Source organism: Streptomyces sp. NPDC016845 (assembly GCF_044332585.1).
In the GTDB taxonomy this organism is placed as follows: Bacteria; Actinomycetota; Actinomycetes; order Streptomycetales; family Streptomycetaceae; genus Streptomyces.
Map to the genome: position 1 here is coordinate 83652 of NZ_JBIRPI010000012.1, position 20354 is coordinate 104005.

Genomic DNA, 20354 nt, shown 5'->3' on the forward strand with positions numbered 1-20354 from the left:
GTCAGCCCGCCTGCGGGCCCGGGCAGGTCAGGCCCCGGGCCTCGGGGAGCGCCGCGAGGATGTCGTCGCGGGCGTCGCCCACGCCGGGGCCGGTCGCCCAATCCTGACGGCCTTGCCGGTCCTGCGGGTGCAGCGGGACGGCGATGAGCGTGTACGTGCCCGGCTTCAGGTCGGCGCGGGCCGACCCGTCCAGCGTGACGCTGACCGTCGGGTGCCGGGCCGCCGACCGCTCGGGCCGGTAGTAGCGCTTGGCCTCCAGGACCACCTCTACGTCGCCGTCGGCGCGCGGCGTCACGCTCTTCACGGTGCCTTCGAGCGACCAGCGCAGGCAGGCCAGGTGCAGGGCGCGCTGGTGCGCGCCGGATCCGTCCCCCGATTTCCCGGCCGCGCCGCTGTCGGAGCTGACGCCTTTGTCACTCGCGCCGCCCGGCGCCTGCACTCCGAGCCACACCATGCCGCCGAACACGGTGACGGCGCAGGCCGCGACCAGTCCGCCGAGCGCGATCCGCAACGGCCTGCGGCGGCGTACCGGCGCGGGCGCGGGTGCGGGTGCGCGTACGGGCTTCGGGGCCGGGGCCGGGCGGGCCGCCAGCGCGCCGCCGAGACCGTTGATCTGCTCGCGCAGGAGCGTGACGTCGGCCACGACCGCCGCGGCGTCCGGGTCGTCCGCGACGTCGCCGGGCAGCGGCTCACCGGTGATCGCGAGCATCAGGAGCCGGTCCTCGCGTGTGCTGTCCTCCACGTCACACCACCTCCTGTTCGTGCAGCCGCGCCCGCAGCAGGCGCACGGCCGTGTGCAGCCGGCTCTTGACGGTGCCCTCGGGCACGCCGAGCTCGGCCGCGATGTCCCGGACCGGCAGATCCGCGTAGAAGCGCAGCACGACCACCTGCCGCTGCTGGTCGGGCAGCTCGTCGAGGCCCTGGGCCACGGCGAGCGAGAGGGCCCGGGTGTCGGCCGTGTCCCCCGCGTCCTCCTGGCGCAGCGAGGCGAGCCGCTCCCCGAGCCGCTCCTGGCGGCGGCGCGCCCGGTGCCAGTCCATGGCGAGGTTGGAGGCGACGACCGCCGCCCAGGCCGAGACGTCGCGCGGGGCGTCCTGCCCCTTCGCCGCCCGTTCGAGCAGCCGCAGCCGAACCTGCTGCACCCCGTCCGGCAGGTCCGCGTACGGCACCCCGCCCAGTGACAGGACGGCCCGCACCCGGTCCTCGACCTTCGTGTCGAGCGGATCCGTCACGTCCGGTGACCGTCTCCATGGTTTTCCGCGCAGCAATGCCCCTCCCCTCCCCCACGTCCGCCCTACGACGCGGGGACGGGCCGAAACGTTCGCATGGATCTCGCACCGGTCCTGTGGCGAACCCCACGCGTCCCGTACCTCGGACAATCGATTGGACAAGGCGACCCTGGACAGACACATCATGGACGCACCCGCAGGCCGGATGGCCGCTCGCAAGCACGGAGGAACCCCTGTGAAGGTCGGAATCGTCGGAGCCACCGGTCAGGTCGGCACGGTCATGCGCAAGATCCTGGTCGAGCGCGCGTTCCCGGTCGACGAGCTGCGCCTGTTCGCCTCGGCGCGCAGCGCGGGCACGGTGCTCGACGGCGTGACCGTCGAGGACGCCTCGACGGCCGACTACACGGGCCTGGACATCGTCCTGTTCTCCGCGGGCGGCTCCACCTCCAAGGCGCTGGCCGAGAAGGTCGCCTCGCAGGGCGCCGTCGTGATCGACAACTCGTCGGCCTGGCGCAAGGACCCCGAGGTGCCGCTCGTCGTCTCGGAGGTGAACCCGCACGCGATCGCGGACCGCCCCAAGGGCATCATCGCCAACCCGAACTGCACGACGATGGCCGCGATGCCGGTCCTGCGTCCGCTGCACGACGAGGCGGGTCTCGAGGCGCTGATCGTCGCCACCTACCAGGCCGTCTCCGGTTCGGGCCTCGCGGGCGTGGCCGAGCTGCACGGGCAGGCGCAGAAGGTCGTCGCCGACGCCGACAAGCTCACGCACGACGGCGGGGCCGTCGACTTCCCCGAGCCGGACGTCTACAAGCGTCCCATCGCCTTCAACGTGCTGCCGCTCGCCGGCAACATCGTCGACGACGGCCTGAACGAGACGGACGAGGAGCAGAAGCTCCGCAACGAGTCCCGCAAGATCCTGGAGATCCCGGCCCTCAAGGTCTCCGGCACCTGCGTCCGCGTACCCGTCTTCTCCGGCCACTCGCTCCAGGTCAACGCCCGCTTCGCCCGCCCGATCACCGTCGAGCGCGCCACCGAGCTGCTGGCCGGCGCCCCCGGTGTCGAGCTGTCCGACATCCCGACGCCGCTCCAGGCCGCGGGCAAGGACGCCTCGTACGTGGGCCGCATCCGCGGCGACGAGACGGTCGACAACGGCCTGTCGCTGTTCATCTCCAACGACAACCTCCGCAAGGGCGCCGCGCTGAACGCGGTGCAGATCGCGGAGCTGGTGGCGCAGGAGCTGACTGCCGCCAAGTAGCCCGTTCCGTGGTGTTCTACGGCCGCCGCACCTCGAAGTGCAGGCAGCCGTACTCGACGGCCCGGACGTGCACCAGGGCCACGTCCGGGCCGGCGAACGCCTCGTCGAGCGCCGCGTCGAACCCGGCCGTCGCGTCGGCGGGGATCTCCAGGAGCCGCCCGCCCGCGATGCGCCCGCGCGCGTCGTAGCGGCGCAGGGTGCGCAGGGCGCCGGGCCGGTCGAAGGGGTAGCGGCCGGGGTCGGCCACGTAGCCCGCGCAGTCCCCGGCGTCCGGGTGCAGGAAGACCGGGCCCTGTTCGTCGTACGCGCCCGGGTCCGCGCCCGTCGCGGCGGCCCAGCGGCGCAGCGGCGCGTACGAGACGAGCGCGATGCGCTCCCCCTCGCGGATCGGCGTCAGGCAGCAGCGCAGCGGGGAGCCCGCGTCGTCGTCGGTGGCGGTGTACGGGCGGCAGGGGCGGCCCGCGTCGTCGGTGGTGCGGAGTTCTTCGAGCGCGGCTTCCCCGATGGGGCGCGCGGTGTACCTGGTCATGGGTGAAGACTGGTGCCGGTCGCGCGTGTCCACCGGCGGAAAACGGACATCGCGCTCGTACGCCCCCGCGTGGAAGGATGACCGGAAACGTCCCGACCGCAGAACGACACGTAACCGCACTAGGAGATGACCGCGTGCCTGGCACCAATCTGACCCGCGTAGAGGCGCAGCAGCGGGCGAAGCTGCTCACCGTTGACTCGTACGAGATCGATCTCGACCTCTCCGGCGCGCAGGAGGGCGGCACCTACCGTTCGGTGACCACCGTGCGCTTCGACAGCGCGGAGGCGGGCGCCGAGACGTTCATCGACCTGGTGGCGCCGACCGTGCACGAGGTGGTCCTCAACGGCCGCTCCCTCGACACCGCCGCCGTCTTCCAGGACTCGCGCATCGCGCTGGCCGGTCTGGAGCAGGGGGCGAACGAGCTGCGGGTCGTCGCCGACTGCGCCTACACGAACACCGGCGAGGGCCTGCACCGCTTCGTCGACCCGGTCGACGAGCAGGCGTACCTGTACACGCAGTTCGAGGTGCCGGACGCGCGGCGCGTGTTCGCGAGCTTCGAGCAGCCGGACCTGAAGGCCACGTTCCAGTTCACCGTGAAGGCGCCGAGCGGCTGGACGGTGATCTCGAACTCGCCGACGCCCGAGCCCAAGGACGACGTCTGGGTCTTCGAGCCGACGCCCCGCATGTCGACGTACGTGACGGCGCTCATCGTCGGCCCGTACCACTCGGTGCACTCCTCGTACGAGAACGCCGGGACCGGGCAGAGTGTGCCGCTCGGCATCTACTGCCGCCCCTCGCTCGCCGAGCACCTCGACTCGGACGCGATCTTCGAGGTGACGCGGCAGGGCTTCGACTGGTTCCAGGAGAAGTTCGACTACGCCTACCCGTTCGCCAAGTACGACCAGCTCTTCGTGCCGGAGTTCAACGCGGGCGCGATGGAGAACGCGGGCGCGGTCACCATCCGCGACCAGTACGTGTTCCGCTCGAAGGTGACGGACGCGGCGTACGAGGTGCGGGCCGCGACGATCCTGCACGAGCTGGCCCACATGTGGTTCGGCGACCTCGTCACCATGGAGTGGTGGAACGACCTGTGGCTGAACGAGTCGTTCGCCACCTACGCCGAGGCCGCCTGCCAGGCGTACGCGCCCGGCTCGAAGTGGCCGCACTCGTGGACGACGTTCGCCAACTCCATGAAGACGTGGGCCTACCGGCAGGACCAGCTGCCCTCCACGCACCCGATCATGGCCGAGATCAACGACCTCGACGACGTGCTCGTCAACTTCGACGGCATCACGTACGCCAAGGGCGCCTCCGTCCTCAAGCAGCTCGTCGCGTACGTCGGCGAGGACGAGTTCTTCCGGGGCGTGCAGGCGTACTTCAAGCGCCACGCCTTCAAGAACACCCGCCTGTCCGACCTCCTCGGCGCCCTGGAGGAGACCAGCGGCCGTGACCTGAAGTCCTGGTCGAAGGCGTGGCTGGAGACGGCCGGCATCAACGTCCTCCGTCCCGAGATCGCAACCGACGAGCAGGGTGTCATCACGTCCTTCGCGGTCCGCCAGGAGGCCCCGGCGCTGCCCGAGGGCGCGAAGGGCACCTCGACGCTGCGGCCGCACCGCATCGCCATCGGCCTGTACGACCTCGACGAGGCGAGCGGCAAGCTCGTGCGCGGTGAGCGCGTCGAACTCGACGTCACCGCGAGCGAGTCGACGTCCGTGTCCGAGCTGGTCGGCAAGCGCCGCCCGGCCGTGATCCTGCTCAACGACGACGACCTCTCCTACGCCAAGGTCCGCCTCGACGAGCAGTCCCTCGCCGTCGTCACCGAGCACCTCGGCGACTTCGAGTCCTCCCTGCCGCGCGCCCTGTGCTGGGCCTCCGCCTGGGACATGACCCGCGACGCGGAGCTGTCCACCAGCGCCTACCTCGACCTGGTCCTCTCCGGCATCGCCAAGGAGTCCGACATCGGCGTCGTGCAGTCCCTGCACCGCCAGGTCAAGCTCGCCATCGACCTGTACGCGGCCCCGGCCCACCGCGACACCCTCCTCGCCCGCTGGACAGAGGCGGCGCTGACCCATTTCCGTACGGCCGAGGCGGGCAGCGACCACCAGCTCGCGTGGGCGCGCGCGTTCGCGGCGACGGCCCGCACGCCGGAGCAGCTCGACGTCCTGGAAGGGTTGCTGGAAGGCACCCAGACCATCGAGGGCCTCGCCGTCGACACCGAGCTGCGGTGGGCGTTCGTGCAGCGGCTCGCGGCGGTCGGCCGGTTCGACGAGCCGGAGATCGCCAGCGAGTACGAGCGTGACCGCACCGCCGCCGGTGAGCGGCACGCGGCGACCGCGCGTGCGGCGCGGCCCACCCCCGAGGCGAAGGCGGAGGCGTGGGCCTCCGTCATCGACTCGGACAAGCTGCCCAACGCCGTGCAGGAAGCGGTCATCGGCGGTTTCGTCCAGACCGACCAGCGGGAGTTGCTCGCGCCGTACGCCGAGAAGTACTTCTCCGTGCTGCGTGAGGTCTGGGACGCCCGCTCCCACGAGATGGCCCAGCAGATCGCGATCGGGCTGTACCCGGCGGTCCAGGTGTCGGAGCCGACGCTGGCCCGGACGGACGAGTGGCTGGCGTCCGCGTCGCCCAGCGCGGCGCTGCGGCGGCTGGTCTCCGAGTCGCGGGCCGGCGTCGAGCGGGCGCTTCGCGCGCAGGCCGCGGACGCGTAGCGCTCCGCGTCCGCCGGGTCGTAGTCGTGCCGCGGCTACGACCCGGCGGGCCCCCTGAGGAGCCGTTCACCGTCTGCCCCGCCACGGTCCATCGCGGCCTGCGGGTCTCGTCGTGGCCGGTCGCGCAGTTCCCCGCGCCCCTGAGATGCGCACTTCGTGCGACATCTCAGGGGCGCGCCGTGGGCGAGGGAAGGCGCGGCGAGACGCGCGCTCGCCCGACCACGCCCCCGACCACGGCGCTCCGTGTGACACTCGCCCTATGGACGAAGGTGCGGACTCGGGGCGTGAATCACGCTGGGAGAAGGACGCGATGACGGTCGAGATCGGCTTCGCGCTGTTCACCGGCGCCCTGCTCGCGGGCCTCCTCTGCGCCCTGTTCGCCGCCCCCACCTGGATCTGGAACCTGGCACCGCACACAGAGCACCGCATCCGCGTGGCAGGCACCGTACTGGGTTGCGCCGCAGGCATCTGGCGGGCCGTAGCCGTACTGCTCCGCTTCGACCGAGCCCGCCGCCTGGGCCGCTAGACCCCGGGCCCACCTATCCGCCGAACCGTTCCCGCAGCGCCGCCCGCCCCGCACCCGTCAGCACCCCGTGCAGCCGCATCCGCGCCACACCCCCGTCAGGGAACGCGTCCAGCCGCACATGTGTGGCCACCGCCCGCTCCCCCAGCGGGAACCGGTGCAACGTGTCCGGCTGCAGCCGCGTACGCGGGATGATCTCGAACCACTCGCCGGACTCCCCGTCCCGCCCGCTCAACGCGACCCACCCCGCCGAATTGCCCTTCAAGTAAGCCGTGTCGATCTCGACCGCGCGGATCTCCCCCTGTGCGGCGAGCCGGAAGCGGACCCAGTCGTTGGTGCCGTGGACGCGGCGGCGCCGGTTCTCCCAGCCGTCGTCCATCTTGCGGGAGGTGCCGGGCAGGATGATCTGGGTCGGGGAGGAGTAGAAGCGGTCGGACGCGTCCTCGTACACACCCCCGTTGAGTACGGAGACCAGGTCGAACGTGCCGAGCAGGTCGAGCCACTCGGGGTCGGGTACGACCTCACCGTGCACGCGGAGGCGGGCTATGCCCCCGTCGGGGTGCTGGCAGACCCGCAGGTGCGTGAAGCGGCGCTCGCCGGTGACGGCGAAGGCGTTGGCGGCGTGGCCCCGTACCTGGCTCGGCGGAACCAGCTCCTCCCACTTCACGTCGTCGGCGAGCAGCTCCTCGGGGCCGGGCGCCCCCGGCACCGCCGCCGCCTGGATGCTGACGCGCTGCGGGTAGTTGCCGCGGAAGTGCGCCGTGTCGACGACGACGCCGCGGATCACGCCGGGCGCGCCGAGCCGCACGATCGCCCAGTCGTGGTCCTGCGGCGCCGGGAACGGCGAGCCGGCCGTGCCGCGACGCCGCCGCGTCTCCCAGCCGTCCATGATCTTGCCCTTGTGCCCGAAGTGCTCGGGGTCGAAGACGGCCCGCTCACGTATAAGGAGGTTCTCGCGCTGGGCGAAGAACTCGTCGTTGGCGGCGATGACCCCGGCGCCGAGCCGGCGGTCGGCGAGGTCGACGAGCTGGTCGAACCCGGTGGGGTCACCGAAGGTGCGGTAGTCGGCGTACGGGTCGCCGCCCGCGTAGGGGGCGGCGTCGTTGGCGTGCGGGTCCTCATGGGCGGGTGTCGTTGTCATGCGGGTACTGTCGCCCCGGCGGACCACTTAGGTCCATCGAATCTTTACGAGGTTGTCGTTCAGGTCAGCTGAACAATAGGTCCAACAACAGGCCGGGCCGCCGCATACCCGTAAGCACCGCTCACACCTGCAACGCCTCCAACACCCTCCGCACCGTCGCCCCCTCCTCCGCCCCCTTCCGCACCGCCGCCACCACATGCCGTACGGGCCGGTCGGCTCCCAGCGCGCACATCACCACGCCGTCCCGCCGCGCCGCCGCCATCCTCGGCACGAGAGCGACCCCCATCCCCGCCTCGACCATGGCGAGGATCGCCGTCCACCCGGCCGCGCTGTGCGCCTGCGCGGGCACGAACCCGGCGGCCTCGCACGCGGCGATGGTGATCTCGGACCAGGGCCCGGAGCCGCCGAAGATCCAGGGTTCGCCCGCGAGGTCGGCGAGGCGCGGGCCCGGCTCCGCCGCCAGCGGGTGGCCGACGGGCAGGGCGACATCCAGCGGGTCGGCGAGCAACGGCACCCGCGTGAACTTCGGGTCGCGGGCGGTCGGCGCGTGCGCGGCGAGCGAGAGCGCGAGGTCCACGTCGCCGGAGGCGAGCAGCTCGTACGCCTCCCCCGCCTCGGCCTCGCGGACGCGGACGGTGATCCCGGGGTGCGCCGCGCGCAGCGCCCGTACGGCGGGCACGACGAGGGCGGGCACGGCGGTGGAGAACGCGGCGACCCGCACCTCGCCCGCCTCCCCGTGCATGTACTGCTCCAACGCGGCGTCTGCGCGCTCCAGTTGGGCGAGGACGGCGTCCGCGTGCGCGAGGACGAGGTGGGCGGCGTCGGTGAGCCGGACCCGTCGCCCGTGGGCCTGGAGGAGGGGCACGCCGAGCTGCTTGGCGAGGTTGGTGAGCTGCTGCGAGACGGCGGACGGCGTCATCAGGAGCGCCTGCGCGGTGGCGGTGACGGTGCCGCGCTCCCGCAGCGTCCGCAGGATGACCAGCTTCTTGATGTCCCACCGGTCGGGCGCCTTCGTCGACACCCTCCGTGCAGGCTCCGGCTCGTACTCGCTCATGCGCCACAACGTAACCCGGCGGCGACTTACGCTGACGTCATGCGGCAGACGGTACGGACGGTGGAGCCGGTGGAACCGGTACGGATCCGGGCGGCCAGGCCCGAAGAGGCGGCCGAGCTGAGCGCGCTGGCCCTGCGCTCGAAGGCGCACTGGGGGTACGACGAGGCGTTCATGGCGGCGTGCGTCGACGAGCTGACGCTGCGGCCGGAGGAGGTCGAGGCGCGCAGGACCGTGGTGGCGCAGGCGCCGGACGGGCGGCTCCTCGGCCTGGCGACGCTCGAAGGGCAGCCGCCGCGCGGTGAGTTGGGCCTGATGTTCGTCGACCCGGACGCGATCGGCGGCGGCGTGGGGCGGCTCCTCTTCGGCCATGTGCGGGAGGCGGCCCGCGCCGCCGGTTTCGCCCGGTTCGGCTGGGCCGCGGACCCCAACGCGGTCCCGTTCTACGAGGCCATGGGCGGTCGCCGGGTCGGCACGGTCCCCTCCGGGTCGTTGCCGGGGCGGGTGCTGCCGCTGATGGAGGTGGGGCCCCTGTGACGGGGCCACTGTGACGGGCCGGGAACGCGGGCCGGGAACGCGGGCCGGAACGAGGAGTACCCGCTCGGGCGCTTCAGCCCTCCAGGTACGCCAGCACCGCAAGCACCCGCCGGTTGTCGCTCTCCCCCGGGAGCAGCCCGAGCTTCGTGAAGATGTTGCCGATGTGCTTGGCGACCGCCTTCTCGGTGACGAACAGCGCCTCCGCGACCCCCGCGTTCGAGCGCCCCTGCGCGAGCATCCCCAGGACCTCGCGCTCGCGCGCCGTCAGCGAGCCGAGCCTGCGGTCACGGACCTTGCGGGCGAACAGCTTCGAGACGACCTCGGGGTCCATCACCGTGCCGCCGCCCGCGACCTGCTCGATGGTGCGCAGGAACTCGGAGCCGTTCGTCACCCGGTCCTTCAGCACATAGCCGACCGCGCCCGCGCCATCGGCCAGCAACTCGTGCGCGTACAGGGGCTCCACGTACTGCGAGAGGAGCAGCACGGGGAGCCCCGGAACCCGTGCGCGGGCGGCGAGGGCCGCGCGCAGGCCCTCGTCGCTGAAGCCGGGCGGCAGCCGTACGTCGACCACGGCCACGTCGGGCCGCTCCTCGACGAGGACCTTGTGCAGCTCGTCGCCGTTGTCGACGGCGGCGACGACCTCATGACCGTACGCACCGAGGAGCCGTACGAGACCGTCCCTCAGCAGGAAGTGGTCTTCGGCGACGACAACGCGCACGGCACCTCCATCGAGATCTGGGTCGGGCCGCCGAGCGGGCTGTTCACGGCGAGGACCCCGTCGAAGGTGGCGAGGCGGCGCTCGATGCCGGCCAGGCCGCTGCCCAGGGCCGGGTCGGCGCCGCCGCGCCCGTCGTCGGTGACGCTGACGCGCAGGGCGGCGCGGACGGTGTCGTAGCCGATGTCGATCCACAGCCGTTCGGCGTCGGCGTGCTTGGCGGCGTTCGTCACGGCCTCGGCGACGGCGAAGTACACGGCGGACTCGACGGGCGCGTCGGGCCGCCCGTCGAGATCGACCGTGACCTCCGCGTCCAACGGGCTGAGCAGCGCCAGCGACCGTACGGCGTCGGCCACCCCGCGGTCGGCGAGGACCGGCGGGTGGATGCCGCGCACGAGGTCGCGCAGCTCCTGGAGCGCGGCGACCGAGGAGGCACGGGCCTCCGCGAGCAGGGCGCGGACGGCCTCCGGGTCGTCGGCGAGCCGGTGCTCGGCGGCGTCGAGCGTCATGCCCATCGCGACGAGCCGGGCCTGCGCGCCGTCGTGCAGGTCCCGCTCGATGCGCCGCAGTTCGGCCGCGGAGGTGTCGACGGCGTCGGAGCGCGTCGCCGACAGGTGCGCGATGCGGGCGGCCATCAGCTCCTGCTCGCTCGGGGCGAGCGTGGCCCGTACGAAGCGGGCGTGCCGGTCGACGGCGCCGGGCGCGAGGTACAGGCCTGCCCTGGCGACGGCGAGGCCGAGCAGGCCCGCGAGGACGCCGGTCGGCAGGTTCCGGACCGGGACGAACATGTACCAGAGGCCGCCCCATCCTGCGTCCCGCGACAGGTCCGGGCCGAACACGGCGAGGAACAGGCCCCACGCCCCGTACAGCACGAGGGCACCGGGAACACAGGCGATGAGGCCGCCGACGAAGGAGTACATCGTCGTCCACCGCCACTCACGGAACCGCTGCGCGTCCCCGAACAGCCACCGGTAACGGGCGAGGAGGTTCCGGCTCTCCTTCTCGCGCGTCGCCGGGGCGGGCGTCGCCTCCACCGTGATCCCCGACCACTCGGCGGCGAGCGCCCGTTCGCGGTCGACGAGGCGGCGCATCCCGGCGGCGGAGCTCGGCAGCAGCCCCGGGACCGGGGTCCACACGGCGAGGTGCACCATGGTCGACCAGTGCACCGCCACCACCGACAGCCACCACAGCCGCGCACTGCGCCGCACCGCCTCCACCTGCCGTCTGACGTCCCCCGCGCTCGCCATGTCGCCCAGCTCCCCTGCTCGTCCGGCTACCGCAACGAGTATGAGGCGAAGTCCGCGGGCAAGTCGGTGGACTTATCTCCCCTGTCTCCCACTTCCGCGCCCGGTTCCGTTCCGCCCTCCGCTCCCGCTTCCGCGGGCACGTCCCGCGCCGCCCACGCCGCGTATCCGTCGGGCCGTACGAGCAGCGCGGTGCGCCGGTCGCTCGCCCAGTGCGCGACGCGGACCCCGTCGCTCTTGTACGCGGTCCCCTCCGGCAGGATCAGCACGAACTGGCCCGCGCGCAACGCCTCGTAGAGCCGCGTACCGCCCGCGAGCGCCACGTCGGGCACCCTCCTGCCGACCAGCGGATGGGCGCCCTTCGGGGCTGGGTAGGCGACGCCGAGGCCGGTGATCTGGCCGGTCGCGCGGGCACGGGCGGGGCCGACCCGGCCCAGGACGCCGGTGACGGCGGCGCGCGCGGCGAGCGTCCAGGGCCGCTTCGCCATCGCCATCCGCACGATGCCGCCGCTGCTGCGCAGCACCGCCTTGCCGACGGGGTGGCGCTCGGCCTCGTACGTGTCCAGCAAGGCGTCCTGCGCCCGGCCGTTGACGACCGCCGCCAGCTTCCAGCCCAGGTTGGCGGCGTCCTGAAGGCCGACGTTCATGCCCTGGCCGCCCGCCGGGGTGTGGACGTGCGCGGCGTCGCCCGCGAGCAGGACGCGGCCCACGCGGTAGGCGGGCGCCTGCCGTTCGTCGCTGTGGAAGCGGGACATCCAGCGGGCGTCGTGCATGCCGAAGTCGCGGCCGAGGGCGAGCCGGGCGATCTCCTTGATCTCGTCGAGTTCGAGGGGTTCGCTGTCGGGCACGTTGCGCGCCCGGTGCCAGCCGATGACGCGGTGGTAGCCGTCGCCGAAGGGCGCGATGAAGGCGAAGGCGTCGCCGACCGCGTTCACCGTGAGCAGGTTCTCCGGCTGCTCCGCGAGGCGGACATCGGCGAGGACGACGGAACGGATCACGGACTTGCCGGGGAACGGCAGTCCCACGGCGCCCCGTACGACACTGCGCATGCCGTCGGTGCCGACGACGTACGCCGCGCTCATCTCCGCCCGCTTCCCGCCCTTCCCCCGCACCTGGAGCGTGACCCCGTCCGTGCCCTGGACCAGGCCGAGCACCTCGGTCTCGTACGCGAAGGCGACCCCGGCGTCGACGGCCCGCCGCTCCAGCGCCTTCTCGACCTCGTACTGCGGGATGACGAGGAGGTGCTTGAAGCGGGACTGCAGCCGGCCCAGGTCGATCGACAGGCTGCCGAAGAGGCGGAGCCGGTCGAGGGGCTGCCCCTTCTCCTCGATCCCGTCGGCCAGACCGCGCGCGTCGAGCTGCTCCAGGGTGCGGGCGTGCACGACGAAGGCGCGGGAGAGGTTGCTGATCTCGTGGCTGCGCCGCTCCACGACCGTCACGGGAACCCCGGCGGCGGCGAGATCCCCGGCGAGCAGCAGCCCCGTGGGGCCCGCGCCGACGACCAGGACGGAGCGGTCGTTCGTGGTGCCGTCGTTCGTGGTGCCCTCGTGCCCGGTGCCGTTCATGGTGGCCTCCTGCGAGTCTCCGGGTGGTGCCCGTAGCGGCCCGTCCATGGTGCTGCCTCCCTGCGGTAACCAGGAAGCCCTGTTCGCCCCGCAAACGCGTCGAGGGCACCCGTCACGCATGCGCGACGGGTGCCCTCGACGGGGAGACTCTGCGGGTCGGCCTTGCGGCTCAGCCCTGCTTCGGCTGCTTGCGCGACTTGTCGCCGAGCATCACGAGACCGGCGATCACCAGGAAGATGACGATCGGGGCGGCCACGTAGAGGCCGAGCGTGTCGAGCACGCTCAGGCCCGGGCCCGGGTCGTCGCCGTCGTCGCGCGTCAGGGCGAGCGCGGGGGACGACATGAGCAGCATCATCAGCGTCGTACCGGAGGCCAGGGCGCCGGCGCGCAGGGCGTTCTTCTTGTCCACGATGCCAACGTAGCGAACGCTCAAACGCCGCGCGCGTCCGGGGGGTCTGTAAGGGGCGTGTCCGTTCCCGCGAACACCTGGAGCAGCGCGTGCGCGCGCGGTGAGGCGGTCAGCTCCTCCAGGGTGACGGGGCGACCGGTGGCGTCGGCGACCGGCAGCCGCCAGTTGGGGTACTCGGCCCAGGTGCCGGGCAGGTTCTGCGGCCGCCGGTCGCCCACGAGGTCGGGCAGCCAGACGCCGACGAGCCGCGCCGGAGTGCGCAGCAGGAAACGGTGCACCGCCCGCACGGCCTCCTCCTCGTCGTCCTGACACCCGCGCGGCAGCAGCCCGAGCCGCGCGAACAGGGCGAGCCACTCCGCGATCTCCGCCGCCGCCTCGGCGGGCGTCGCCGTGGAGAGCGCGAGCTGCTCGCGCAGCCGTACGTCGTCGCCGGAGAGCCGGGCCGCCGTGGACGGCAGGTCGTGGGTGGTGGCCGTGGCCACGCAGTCGGTGCGCCACTCCTCGGCCGGGACCGGGCTGCCGTCGCCGACGGGCGGGTAGTTCCGCTCGAACCACAGCACCGACGTGCCGAGGACGCCGCCCTCGCGCAGCCGCTCCCGCACGCCCGGCTCGACCGTGCCCAGGTCCTCGCCGATGACGTACGTGCCCGAACGCGACGCCTCCAGGAGCAGCACCGCCAGCATCGCCTCGGCGTCGTAATGGATGTACGTCCCCTCGGTCGGCTCCTCGCCCTCGGGGATCCACCAGAGCCGGAACAGGCCCATCACATGGTCGATACGGACGGCTCCCGCATGCCGCATCAGGTGGCGCAGGAGGTCGCGGAAGGGCGCGTAGCCGGTCTCGGCGAGGCGGTCGGGGCGCCAGGGCGGCAGGCCCCAGTCCTGGCCGCGCGCGTTGAACGCGTCCGGCGGCGCCCCGACGCTCATCCCCTGCGCGAAGACGTCGCGCTGCGCCCACGCGTCGGCGCCGCCCGGGTGCACCCCGACCGCGAGGTCGTGCACGAGCCCGACCGGCATGCCCGCGTCACGGGCGGCCCGCTGCGCGGCGACCAGCTGCGTGTCGGTCAACCAGGCCAGCCAGCTGTGGAAGTCGACCCGGTCCATCAGCTCGCGCCGCACGTGCGCCGTCTCCGGGGACCGCGGGTCCTGGAGCGCGATCGGCCAGGTCCGCCGGTCGGGCCCGTGCACCTCGGCGAGCGCGCTGTACGTGGCATGGTCCTCCAGGGCCGTGCCCTGCTCCGCGAGGAAGTCCCAGTAGGCGGCGCGGCGTCCGGGCGTGAGCGGAACGGCGTGCACCGCTTCGAGCGCCTGCCGCTTCAGCGCCCAGACGGCGTCCCGGTCGATGAGCCCGCCCGCGTCGCGCAGCACGGCGTCACGCAGCGGGGCGGCCTCGCCCGCGTACGACGGGACGTACGCGTACTCCGGGATGTCCTCGATCCGCAGGTGCACGGGGTCGGGGAAACGGCGGGAGGACGGCCGGTACGGGGACGGGTCCGTGCCGCCCTCAGGACCGGCGGGAACCGCCGCGTGCAACGGGTTGACCTGCAGAAAACCGGTGCCGTGCGTACGCGCCGACCAGGACGCCAGATCGGCCAGGTCGGCGAGGTCGCCCATGCCCCAGGAACGGCTGGAGAGCAGGGAATAGAGCTGGACGAGCAGGCCGTGCGTCCGCTCGGGCGGGAGCGGGGCCTTGCGCGGGGCGGCGACGAGGTGGGCCGTCGCGGTGACGCCGGCCGGGGTCTCGACGGTCAGCGTGTGTACGCCGGGCGGGGGCTGTCGCTGGTCGGCGGCCTGGCCCTCGCCGCTCCGGAGGCGGTATGTCCAGCCGCCCGGCTCCGCTGCCGGTGACGCACCCGATGCCGTGGACGCCGTGCTCGATGTCAGGGTCAACCGCGTGCCGTCCGGCAGCCCTTTCAGCCATTCGGGCCGCTCCGGCCGCTCCGGCCCCTCGGATCCCTTCGGCTGCTCCGGCCCCTTCGGGCCCGCCTCGCTCGGGCGCCCCAGCCACCACACCACGGTCGGCGGGAGCAACCGCGCCGCCGTTTCCGCCTCCCGCGCGGCCAGCGCGCCCCGCACCGCGTCCGGGGTGCTCGCGTCCACGCCGAGCGCGGCGAGCGCGGCGGTGACCGCCTTGTCGGAGGCGCGGACGGTGGTGTCCGGCGCTGGGGAGTATGAGGTGGCGACGCCGTACAGCTCGGCGAGCCGGCCCAGGCTCATCCCGCGGCCAGGCCGCTCGAAGTGGGCTCGGAGGTCAGCGGGGCCGCGTCGGTGAGGGGCGGCTCGGAGGTCAGCGGCGCGTAGTCGGCGAAGGGCGGTTCGCTGGTCAGCGGGGGCTCGGCGGAGCAGGTGGTGGTGTCGGCGCCCACCGTGGTGGTGTCCGCCTGTTTGGAGAGAGCCGAGAGCAGAAGGTGTGCCGATGCGGCCACGAGGGCCTCCTTCGGTAGAGGGCTGCTGGATCCGAAGTCCTACCCAAAGGACACGACCGCAGACCTGTACGGGCGGACAACGTGTTGCTGCTCACATTGTGGGCGGCAAGAAGAAGTTGACCAGGAAGCGCGGAAAACCGGAAGAACTTCGCCCACTCGTCACCCACCCTGCCGAGCTATGTACTCAGTACATATACGCAGTACATAATGTGGCGCATGAGCACCCGTCACGTCCTGCTCGGTCTGCTCGTCGCCGGTCCGCGCCACGGCTACGACCTGAAGCGGCGCCACGACGAGCGGTTCCCGCAGGCCCGCCCCCTCGCCTACGCGCAGGTCTACACGACGCTGCAACGGCTCGTCCGCGACGGCCTCGTGGAGGTCGACGGCACCGACTCCGACGGCGGACCCGAACGCACGCTGTACCGCGCCACGGAGCGCGGCCGCGACGAACTCCTCGGCTGGGCCGGTGAGATCACGCCCCCCGCGCCGCACGTCGCCAACGAGATCTTCGCCAAGGTCGTCGTGTCGATCCTCGTCGCGGGGCGGGGCTCCGGCACCCGGCGCGCCGATCCCGCCGCTCATCTGCTGGCCCAGCGCGCCGCGCACATGGCGCGCATGCGGGAGCTGACCGCCGTGAAGAGCGCGCCCGGCGCAGACCTCACCACCGTCCTCTCCGCCGACTACGCCCTTGTCCACCTCGACGCCGACCTGCGCTGGATGACCACCACCGCGGCCCGGCTCGCCACCTTGACCGCGGAGGTCACCGGCACATGAGCACCACCTTGTCCCCCTTGCTGAGCGCCGAGGGGCTCACGAAGTCGTACGGCAGCACGCCCGCTCTGCGCGGCGCGAACGTCGAGGTACGCAGCGGCGAGATCCTCGCCGTCACGGGCGCCAGCGGCAGCGGCAAGTCGACGCTGCTGCACTGCCTGGCCGGCATCGTCCGCCCGGACGCGGGCGTGGTGACGTACGACGGGCGCGACCTCGGCCGGCTCGACGAGGAACGGCTGAGCGAGCTGCGCCGCACCGACTTCGGCATCGTCTTCCAGTTCGGGCAGCTCGTCCCGGAGCTGACGGCCCTGGACAACGTCGCCCTGCCGCTGCTCCTCGCCGGCCGCCCCCGCGCGGCGGCGCGCGGCGAGGCCGACGCCTGGCTGGAGCGGTTCGGGGTGCGCGGCCGGCGCGAGCTGCGGCCGGGCGAGATGAGCGGCGGCGAGGCCCAGCGGGTCGCCCTCGCGCGCGCCCTGGTCACCGAGCCGAAGGTCGTCTTCGCCGACGAGCCGACCGGCGCGCTCGACTCCCTCGCGACGGAGCAGGTCCTGACCTCCCTGGTCCACACCGCGCACGAGACGCACACGGCGGTGGTCCTCGTGACGCACGAGGCGCAGGTGGCGGCGTACGCGGACCGGGAGGTGAGCCTGCGCGACGGGGGTGTGCAGGACGCCTCCGGGGCGTACGGGATCCAGGTCCCGGGCGCTGTGGCGGGCGATGCCGCATCCGCGGAGGTGACGCGATGAGTGCGCCGCGTTCGTCGAGTTCAGCGAGTGCGCCGCGTTCGTCGAGTCCGGCGAGCCCGTCTGGCCCGGCGAGCCCGTCTAGTCCGTCCAGCCCGATGCGTTCGACGAGTCCGAGAAGCCCCATGCGTTCGACGCGTTCGAGACGTCTGCGCTCCGATATGCGTCTCGCCTGGCTGCTGACGCACGGCGCCGACCGGCTCGAACGGCGGCGGGCCGCGCTCACCGCGATCGGCGCGGCCGTGGCGACGGGGTTCGCGTCGGTTGCCGTCGCGCTGCTGAGCGTCCGGGGCCAGTACTCGTTCTCGTACGGCCACGGCTTGCTCGACCAGCCGGGCACCCGGCACGGGATCGTCGCCGGGCTGCTGCTTCTGCTGGTCCCCGTGCTCGGCTTCCTCGGGCAGTGCGCCCGGATCGGCGCGGTCCACCGCGACCGGCGGCTGGCGAACCTGCGGCTCGCGGGCGCCGGGCCGAAGCAGGTGCGGCGGATCGCGGCGCTCGAGGCGGGGCTCGCCTGCCTGGCGGGGACCCTGGCCGGGTTCGCCGGGTTCGCCGTGGCGCTGCCGGTCGTGGGCTGGACGCCGCCGGGTGTGGCCTGGCCGGTCCTCGTCGCCGTCGTCGTGCTGATCCCCGTGCTGGCCGCACTGGTGAGCGAGGTCGCACTGCACCGGGTCATCGCGTCGCCGCTCGGGCACGTCCGCCGGGAGCGGCCGCGGCACGGGCCCAGGCCGCTGACCGCGCTGTTCCTGCCCGCGCTCGTCGTCGTCCTCGGCGTCGGGGCGCTCATGAGCCGCGGTTCCCGGGCCGGTGTCGCGGGACTTCCGCTGTTCGTGCTCGGCGCGGTCGTGCTGACCGGCGCGGGCGCCGTCTGGGTGGCGGGCGCGTCGGCGCGGGCCATCGGCCGGCGCCTTGCCGACCGCACCGACGACCCCGCCGTGCTGCTCGCCGCGGCCCGCCTCCAGGAGGACCCGTGGGCGGCGGCCCGCAGCCACGCCGCGATCGTCCTTGTCTCGGTCGTCGGCGTCGCCCTGGTCGGAGTCCGCCAGGTCTTCCTGGCCGACCTGCGTGGCATCGAACGCCAAGGCCGTACCGCCGCGCCGATGGACTACTACACCTTCGGCCTCGACCTCACCGCGGCGGCCGTCCTGATCGCCCTGGTGATCAGCGTGGCGGCGGTCGCCGTGGGCACGGCCGAGTCGCTGTCCACGCGCCGCCGGGCGCTCGCCGCGCAGGTCGCCGCCGGGGTGCCGCGCCGGATCCTGACCCGGGCGCTGCTCCTGGAGACGGCGCTGCCGCTGGCGCCCGCGCTCGCCCTGGCCACGCTCGGGGGCACGGCCATCCACATCGCGTACGCCGACGTCGCAGGCCAGGCCGTCGCCTGGGCGCCGCCCCTCCTCGTCCCGCTCGCGGTCTACGCGGTCTGCCTCCTGGCGGCGGCGACGGCGCTGCCGCTGCTGCGCCGCTCGGTGCGACCGGGCCGGCTGCGGACGGCGTGAGCTTGGCTCACGCACGCGAGGAGGGCCGGGCGGCTACTTGGCCAGGTTCGTCGGCGGTATCGGGGAGGCGGCGAGGGACTGCGGCGAGGTGGCGGAGGCGTAGGCGGAGGGCGCCGCCATGCCCGCGGTCGGGTCGGCGACCGGCGCCTCGCCGTCCACCTGGACCGGGACGCCGCCGACGATCCGGATGCCCGCCTCGTCGAAGGCCCGCTTGATCCGCCAGCGCAGTTCGCGCTCGACGGTCAGGGACTTGCCGGGCATGGTCTTGGCGGTGACGCGGACCACCATCGAGTCGAGCAGCACGCTGTCCAGGCCGAGCACCTCGACGGGGCCCCACAGCATCTCGTTCCACGGCTCGGCCTTGCTCATCGCCTCGCCGGCCTCGGAGAGCACCGCCTTCACCCGGTCCAGCTCCTCGTCGGCGCGGACGGTGACGTCGACACCGGCGGTGGCCCAGCCCTGGGAGAGGTTGCCGATCCGCTTGACCTCGCCGTTGCGCACGTACCAGATCTCGCCCTGGTCGCCGCGCAGCTTGGTGACGCGCAGACCCACCTCGATCACCTCGCCGGAGGCGACGCCCGCGTCGATGCTGTCCCCGACGCCGTACTGGTCCTCCAGGATCATGAAGACGCCGGAGAGGAAGTCGGTGACCAGGTTGCGGGCGCCGAAGCCGATCGCGACGCCCGCGACACCGGCGGACGCGAGCAGCGGCGCCAGGTTGATCTCGAACGTGCCGAGGATCATCAGCGCCGCCGTACCCATGATCAGGAACGAGGCGACCGAACGCAGTACCGACCCGATCGCGTGCGAACGCTGCCGCCGCCGCTCCACATTCACGAGCAGCCCGCCGAGCGCGGTGCCGTCGACGGCCTGCGCGGTCCGGTTCATCCGGTCGATGAGCTTGGTGATGGTGCGGCGTATGACGACGCGCAGTACGCACGCGATGACCACGATGAGCAGCACGCGCAGACCGATGGCCAGCCAGGCGGACCAGTTCTGCTCGACCCAGCTGGCGGCCTGTCCGGCCTGTTCCTGGGCGTCCTTGAGGGTGGGTTGCGGGGAGTCGGACGCGGAGTCGCTCGCCCCCACGGCCGACAGGACGGACAAGATCACGGCAGGTACCTCCAGGTGTAGCCATATGCCCGCCGCTCGGGGGACGGCTCTGAGTCGGCTCGGCCTTGCGGACGGCTCTGGGACAGGAGCGGGCAGACCCACCACACTAACGGGGCATTGTGTGGGGATCGTTGTGATGTTCGAGGGAGAGACGGTGCTCACCTGGGGATGAAGGACGTGTGGTCGAAAACACTCCAAGGCCGTTACGTGGAGATGGTGGCGCCACGACCAGCCAGGAGGGGAGACTGGCTACGAGATCGTCCCGGCGCGAGCCACGCGCCGCCGGCGTACAAGGAGGCATCCGTGCCGCATGTCCTGGTCCTCAACGCGTCGTACGAGCCACTCGGCGTCGTACCGCTCCGCCGCGCGCTCGTACTCGTCCTCGAGAACAAGGCCACGTGCCTCGAGGAGTCCGGCGCCTTCATGCACAGCGCGACACGCACCGTCCCCGCTCCCAGCGTGGTCCGGCTCAAGCGGTTCGTCAGGGTCCCCTACCGGGGGCCCGTTCCTCTGACCCGGCGTGCACTGTTCGCCCGCGACGGCGGCCGGTGCATGTACTGCGGTGGCGTCGCAACCAGCGTCGACCACGTGATCCCGCGCTCCCGCGGGGGTCTGCACGCCTGGGACAACGTGGTGGCGTCGTGCCGCCGCTGCAACCACACCAAGGCCGACCGCCACCTCGTGGAGATCGGCTGGCGCCTGCGCCACAAACCGGCTCCGCCGTCGGGTCTGGCCTGGCGCATCATCGGGACCGGACATCGCGATCCGCGCTGGCTGCCGTACTTGCAGCCGTTCGGCGCGGACGAGGCCCTGGCCCGGATCGAAGGCGTGTCTGCCTGATCTTCGATCCGGGTCTTCGTGTATGCGGGGGTCTGGGGGGTGGGTGGGTCACAGAGT

The 20354-nt window shown here is 73.0% G+C and carries 20 protein-coding genes; 8 read left to right on the top strand and 12 right to left on the bottom strand.

From position 1 onward, the window contains the following. Position 1 precedes the first annotated feature (1 nt). A complete protein-coding gene (locus ACH4RC_RS26155) occupies positions 2-742 on the bottom strand; it encodes a hypothetical protein (protein ID WP_398205289.1) in 741 nt (246 codons plus the stop codon). A 1-nt stretch (position 743) separates the two neighbouring features. Beyond that, the gene (locus ACH4RC_RS26160) at positions 744-1268 is read right to left on the bottom strand and encodes a sigma-70 family RNA polymerase sigma factor (RefSeq protein WP_398205290.1); all 525 of its coding nucleotides are present in this window, start codon (positions 1266-1268) and stop codon (positions 744-746) included. Positions 1269-1464: 196 nt separating this feature from the next. Here ACH4RC_RS26160 and ACH4RC_RS26165 point away from each other — a divergent pair, with 196 nt between their 5' ends. Next, positions 1465-2487, top strand: coding sequence for an aspartate-semialdehyde dehydrogenase (locus tag ACH4RC_RS26165; protein ID WP_398205454.1), 1023 nt, complete (start codon positions 1465-1467; stop codon positions 2485-2487). 16 nt (positions 2488-2503) lie between these two features. Here the strand turns inward: ACH4RC_RS26165 and ACH4RC_RS26170 are convergent, their stop codons facing one another. Further along, on the bottom strand, positions 2504-3016 hold the full coding sequence (locus ACH4RC_RS26170) for a DUF1203 domain-containing protein (protein WP_398205292.1): 513 nt from the start codon (positions 3014-3016) through the stop codon (positions 2504-2506). Between the two features lie 134 nt (positions 3017-3150). On the opposite strand from ACH4RC_RS26170, the gene pepN reads away from it, so the two are divergent. Beyond that, entirely contained in the window at positions 3151-5724 is a 2574-nt protein-coding gene (gene pepN, locus ACH4RC_RS26175) for an aminopeptidase N (RefSeq protein WP_398205294.1), read from the top strand. Positions 5725-5983: 259 nt separating this feature from the next. Next, complete coding sequence (locus ACH4RC_RS26180) at positions 5984-6250, top strand: DUF6332 family protein (protein WP_398205295.1); 267 nt, start codon at positions 5984-5986, stop codon at positions 6248-6250. Between the two features lie 13 nt (positions 6251-6263). Here the strand turns inward: ACH4RC_RS26180 and alc are convergent, their stop codons facing one another. Both alc and ACH4RC_RS26190 read right to left on the bottom strand, forming a co-directional pair. Beyond that, on the bottom strand, positions 6264-7388 hold the full coding sequence (gene alc, locus ACH4RC_RS26185) for an allantoicase (RefSeq protein WP_398205297.1): 1125 nt from the start codon (positions 7386-7388) through the stop codon (positions 6264-6266). Between the two features lie 121 nt (positions 7389-7509). Continuing rightward, on the bottom strand, positions 7510-8442 hold the full coding sequence (locus tag ACH4RC_RS26190) for a LysR family transcriptional regulator (RefSeq protein ID WP_398205299.1): 933 nt from the start codon (positions 8440-8442) through the stop codon (positions 7510-7512). 39 nt (positions 8443-8481) lie between these two features. On the opposite strand from ACH4RC_RS26190, the gene ACH4RC_RS26195 reads away from it, so the two are divergent. Next, positions 8482-8976, top strand: coding sequence for a GNAT family N-acetyltransferase (locus ACH4RC_RS26195; RefSeq protein WP_398205301.1), 495 nt, complete (start codon positions 8482-8484; stop codon positions 8974-8976). A 73-nt stretch (positions 8977-9049) separates the two neighbouring features. Here ACH4RC_RS26195 and ACH4RC_RS26200 read toward each other — a convergent pair whose 3' ends face one another. The 6 genes from ACH4RC_RS26200 to ACH4RC_RS26225 all read right to left on the bottom strand — a co-directional run bounded on the left by ACH4RC_RS26200 (position 9050) and on the right by ACH4RC_RS26225 (position 15334). Then, positions 9050-9694: a LuxR C-terminal-related transcriptional regulator gene (locus ACH4RC_RS26200; protein WP_398205303.1), complete on the bottom strand. Its 645-nt coding sequence runs from the start codon at positions 9692-9694 to the stop codon at positions 9050-9052. Beyond that, complete coding sequence (locus tag ACH4RC_RS26205) at positions 9658-10938, bottom strand: histidine kinase (RefSeq protein WP_398205304.1); 1281 nt, start codon at positions 10936-10938, stop codon at positions 9658-9660. The genes ACH4RC_RS26200 and ACH4RC_RS26205 overlap by 37 nt, the downstream gene beginning before the upstream one ends. A 26-nt stretch (positions 10939-10964) precedes the next feature. Continuing rightward, positions 10965-12500 (bottom strand): FAD-dependent monooxygenase, encoded by a 1536-nt coding sequence (locus ACH4RC_RS26210; RefSeq protein WP_398205306.1) that lies wholly within the window; start codon positions 12498-12500, stop codon positions 10965-10967. A 169-nt stretch (positions 12501-12669) separates the two neighbouring features. Beyond that, entirely contained in the window at positions 12670-12909 is a 240-nt protein-coding gene (locus ACH4RC_RS26215) for a hypothetical protein (RefSeq protein ID WP_398205308.1), read from the bottom strand. 20 nt (positions 12910-12929) lie between these two features. Then, positions 12930-15125 (bottom strand): 4-alpha-glucanotransferase, encoded by a 2196-nt coding sequence (malQ, locus tag ACH4RC_RS26220; RefSeq protein WP_398205309.1) that lies wholly within the window; start codon positions 15123-15125, stop codon positions 12930-12932. Further along, positions 15122-15334, bottom strand: a complete 213-nt coding sequence (locus ACH4RC_RS26225; RefSeq protein ID WP_398205311.1) for a hypothetical protein — start codon at positions 15332-15334, stop codon at positions 15122-15124. Before ACH4RC_RS26225 ends, malQ begins: the two co-directional genes overlap by 4 nt. Positions 15335-15550: 216 nt before the next feature. On the opposite strand from ACH4RC_RS26225, the gene ACH4RC_RS26230 reads away from it, so the two are divergent. From ACH4RC_RS26230 to ACH4RC_RS26240, 3 genes are all read left to right on the top strand, one after another. Next, a complete protein-coding gene (locus tag ACH4RC_RS26230) occupies positions 15551-16108 on the top strand; it encodes a PadR family transcriptional regulator (RefSeq protein ID WP_398205312.1) in 558 nt (185 codons plus the stop codon). Then, positions 16105-16851: an ABC transporter ATP-binding protein gene (locus tag ACH4RC_RS26235; RefSeq protein WP_398205314.1), complete on the top strand. Its 747-nt coding sequence runs from the start codon at positions 16105-16107 to the stop codon at positions 16849-16851. Before ACH4RC_RS26230 ends, ACH4RC_RS26235 begins: the two co-directional genes overlap by 4 nt. 122 nt (positions 16852-16973) lie before the next feature. Then, a complete protein-coding gene (locus ACH4RC_RS26240; protein ID WP_398205316.1) occupies positions 16974-18344 on the top strand; it encodes an FtsX-like permease family protein in 1371 nt (456 codons plus the stop codon). 33 nt (positions 18345-18377) lie between these two features. Here the strand turns inward: ACH4RC_RS26240 and ACH4RC_RS26245 are convergent, their stop codons facing one another. Continuing rightward, positions 18378-19457: a mechanosensitive ion channel family protein gene (locus ACH4RC_RS26245; RefSeq protein ID WP_398205317.1), complete on the bottom strand. Its 1080-nt coding sequence runs from the start codon at positions 19455-19457 to the stop codon at positions 18378-18380. Between the two features lie 303 nt (positions 19458-19760). On the opposite strand from ACH4RC_RS26245, the gene ACH4RC_RS26250 reads away from it, so the two are divergent. Beyond that, the gene (locus tag ACH4RC_RS26250; protein ID WP_324769927.1) at positions 19761-20297 is read left to right on the top strand and encodes an HNH endonuclease; all 537 of its coding nucleotides are present in this window, start codon (positions 19761-19763) and stop codon (positions 20295-20297) included. The last annotated feature ends 57 nt before the right edge of the window (positions 20298-20354 follow it).

Coding starts and splice junctions, on each gene's coding strand:
- ACH4RC_RS26170 (WP_398205292.1), bottom strand. CDS start 3,016: ATGACCAGGTACACCGCGCGCCCCATCGGGGAAGCCGCGCTCGAAGAA.
- ACH4RC_RS26180 (WP_398205295.1), top strand. CDS start 5,984: ATGGACGAAGGTGCGGACTCGGGGCGTGAATCACGCTGGGAGAAGGAC.
- alc (WP_398205297.1), bottom strand. CDS start 7,388: ATGACAACGACACCCGCCCATGAGGACCCGCACGCCAACGACGCCGCC.
- ACH4RC_RS26190 (WP_398205299.1), bottom strand. CDS start 8,442: ATGAGCGAGTACGAGCCGGAGCCTGCACGGAGGGTGTCGACGAAGGCG.
- ACH4RC_RS26195 (WP_398205301.1), top strand. CDS start 8,482: ATGCGGCAGACGGTACGGACGGTGGAGCCGGTGGAACCGGTACGGATC.
- ACH4RC_RS26205 (WP_398205304.1), bottom strand. CDS start 10,938: ATGGCGAGCGCGGGGGACGTCAGACGGCAGGTGGAGGCGGTGCGGCGC.
- ACH4RC_RS26210 (WP_398205306.1), bottom strand. CDS start 12,500: ATGAACGGCACCGGGCACGAGGGCACCACGAACGACGGCACCACGAAC.
- malQ (WP_398205309.1), bottom strand. CDS start 15,125: ATGAGCCTGGGCCGGCTCGCCGAGCTGTACGGCGTCGCCACCTCATAC.
- ACH4RC_RS26230 (WP_398205312.1), top strand. CDS start 15,551: ATGAGCACCCGTCACGTCCTGCTCGGTCTGCTCGTCGCCGGTCCGCGC.
- ACH4RC_RS26235 (WP_398205314.1), top strand. CDS start 16,105: ATGAGCACCACCTTGTCCCCCTTGCTGAGCGCCGAGGGGCTCACGAAG.
- ACH4RC_RS26240 (WP_398205316.1), top strand. CDS start 16,974: ATGCGTTCGACGCGTTCGAGACGTCTGCGCTCCGATATGCGTCTCGCC.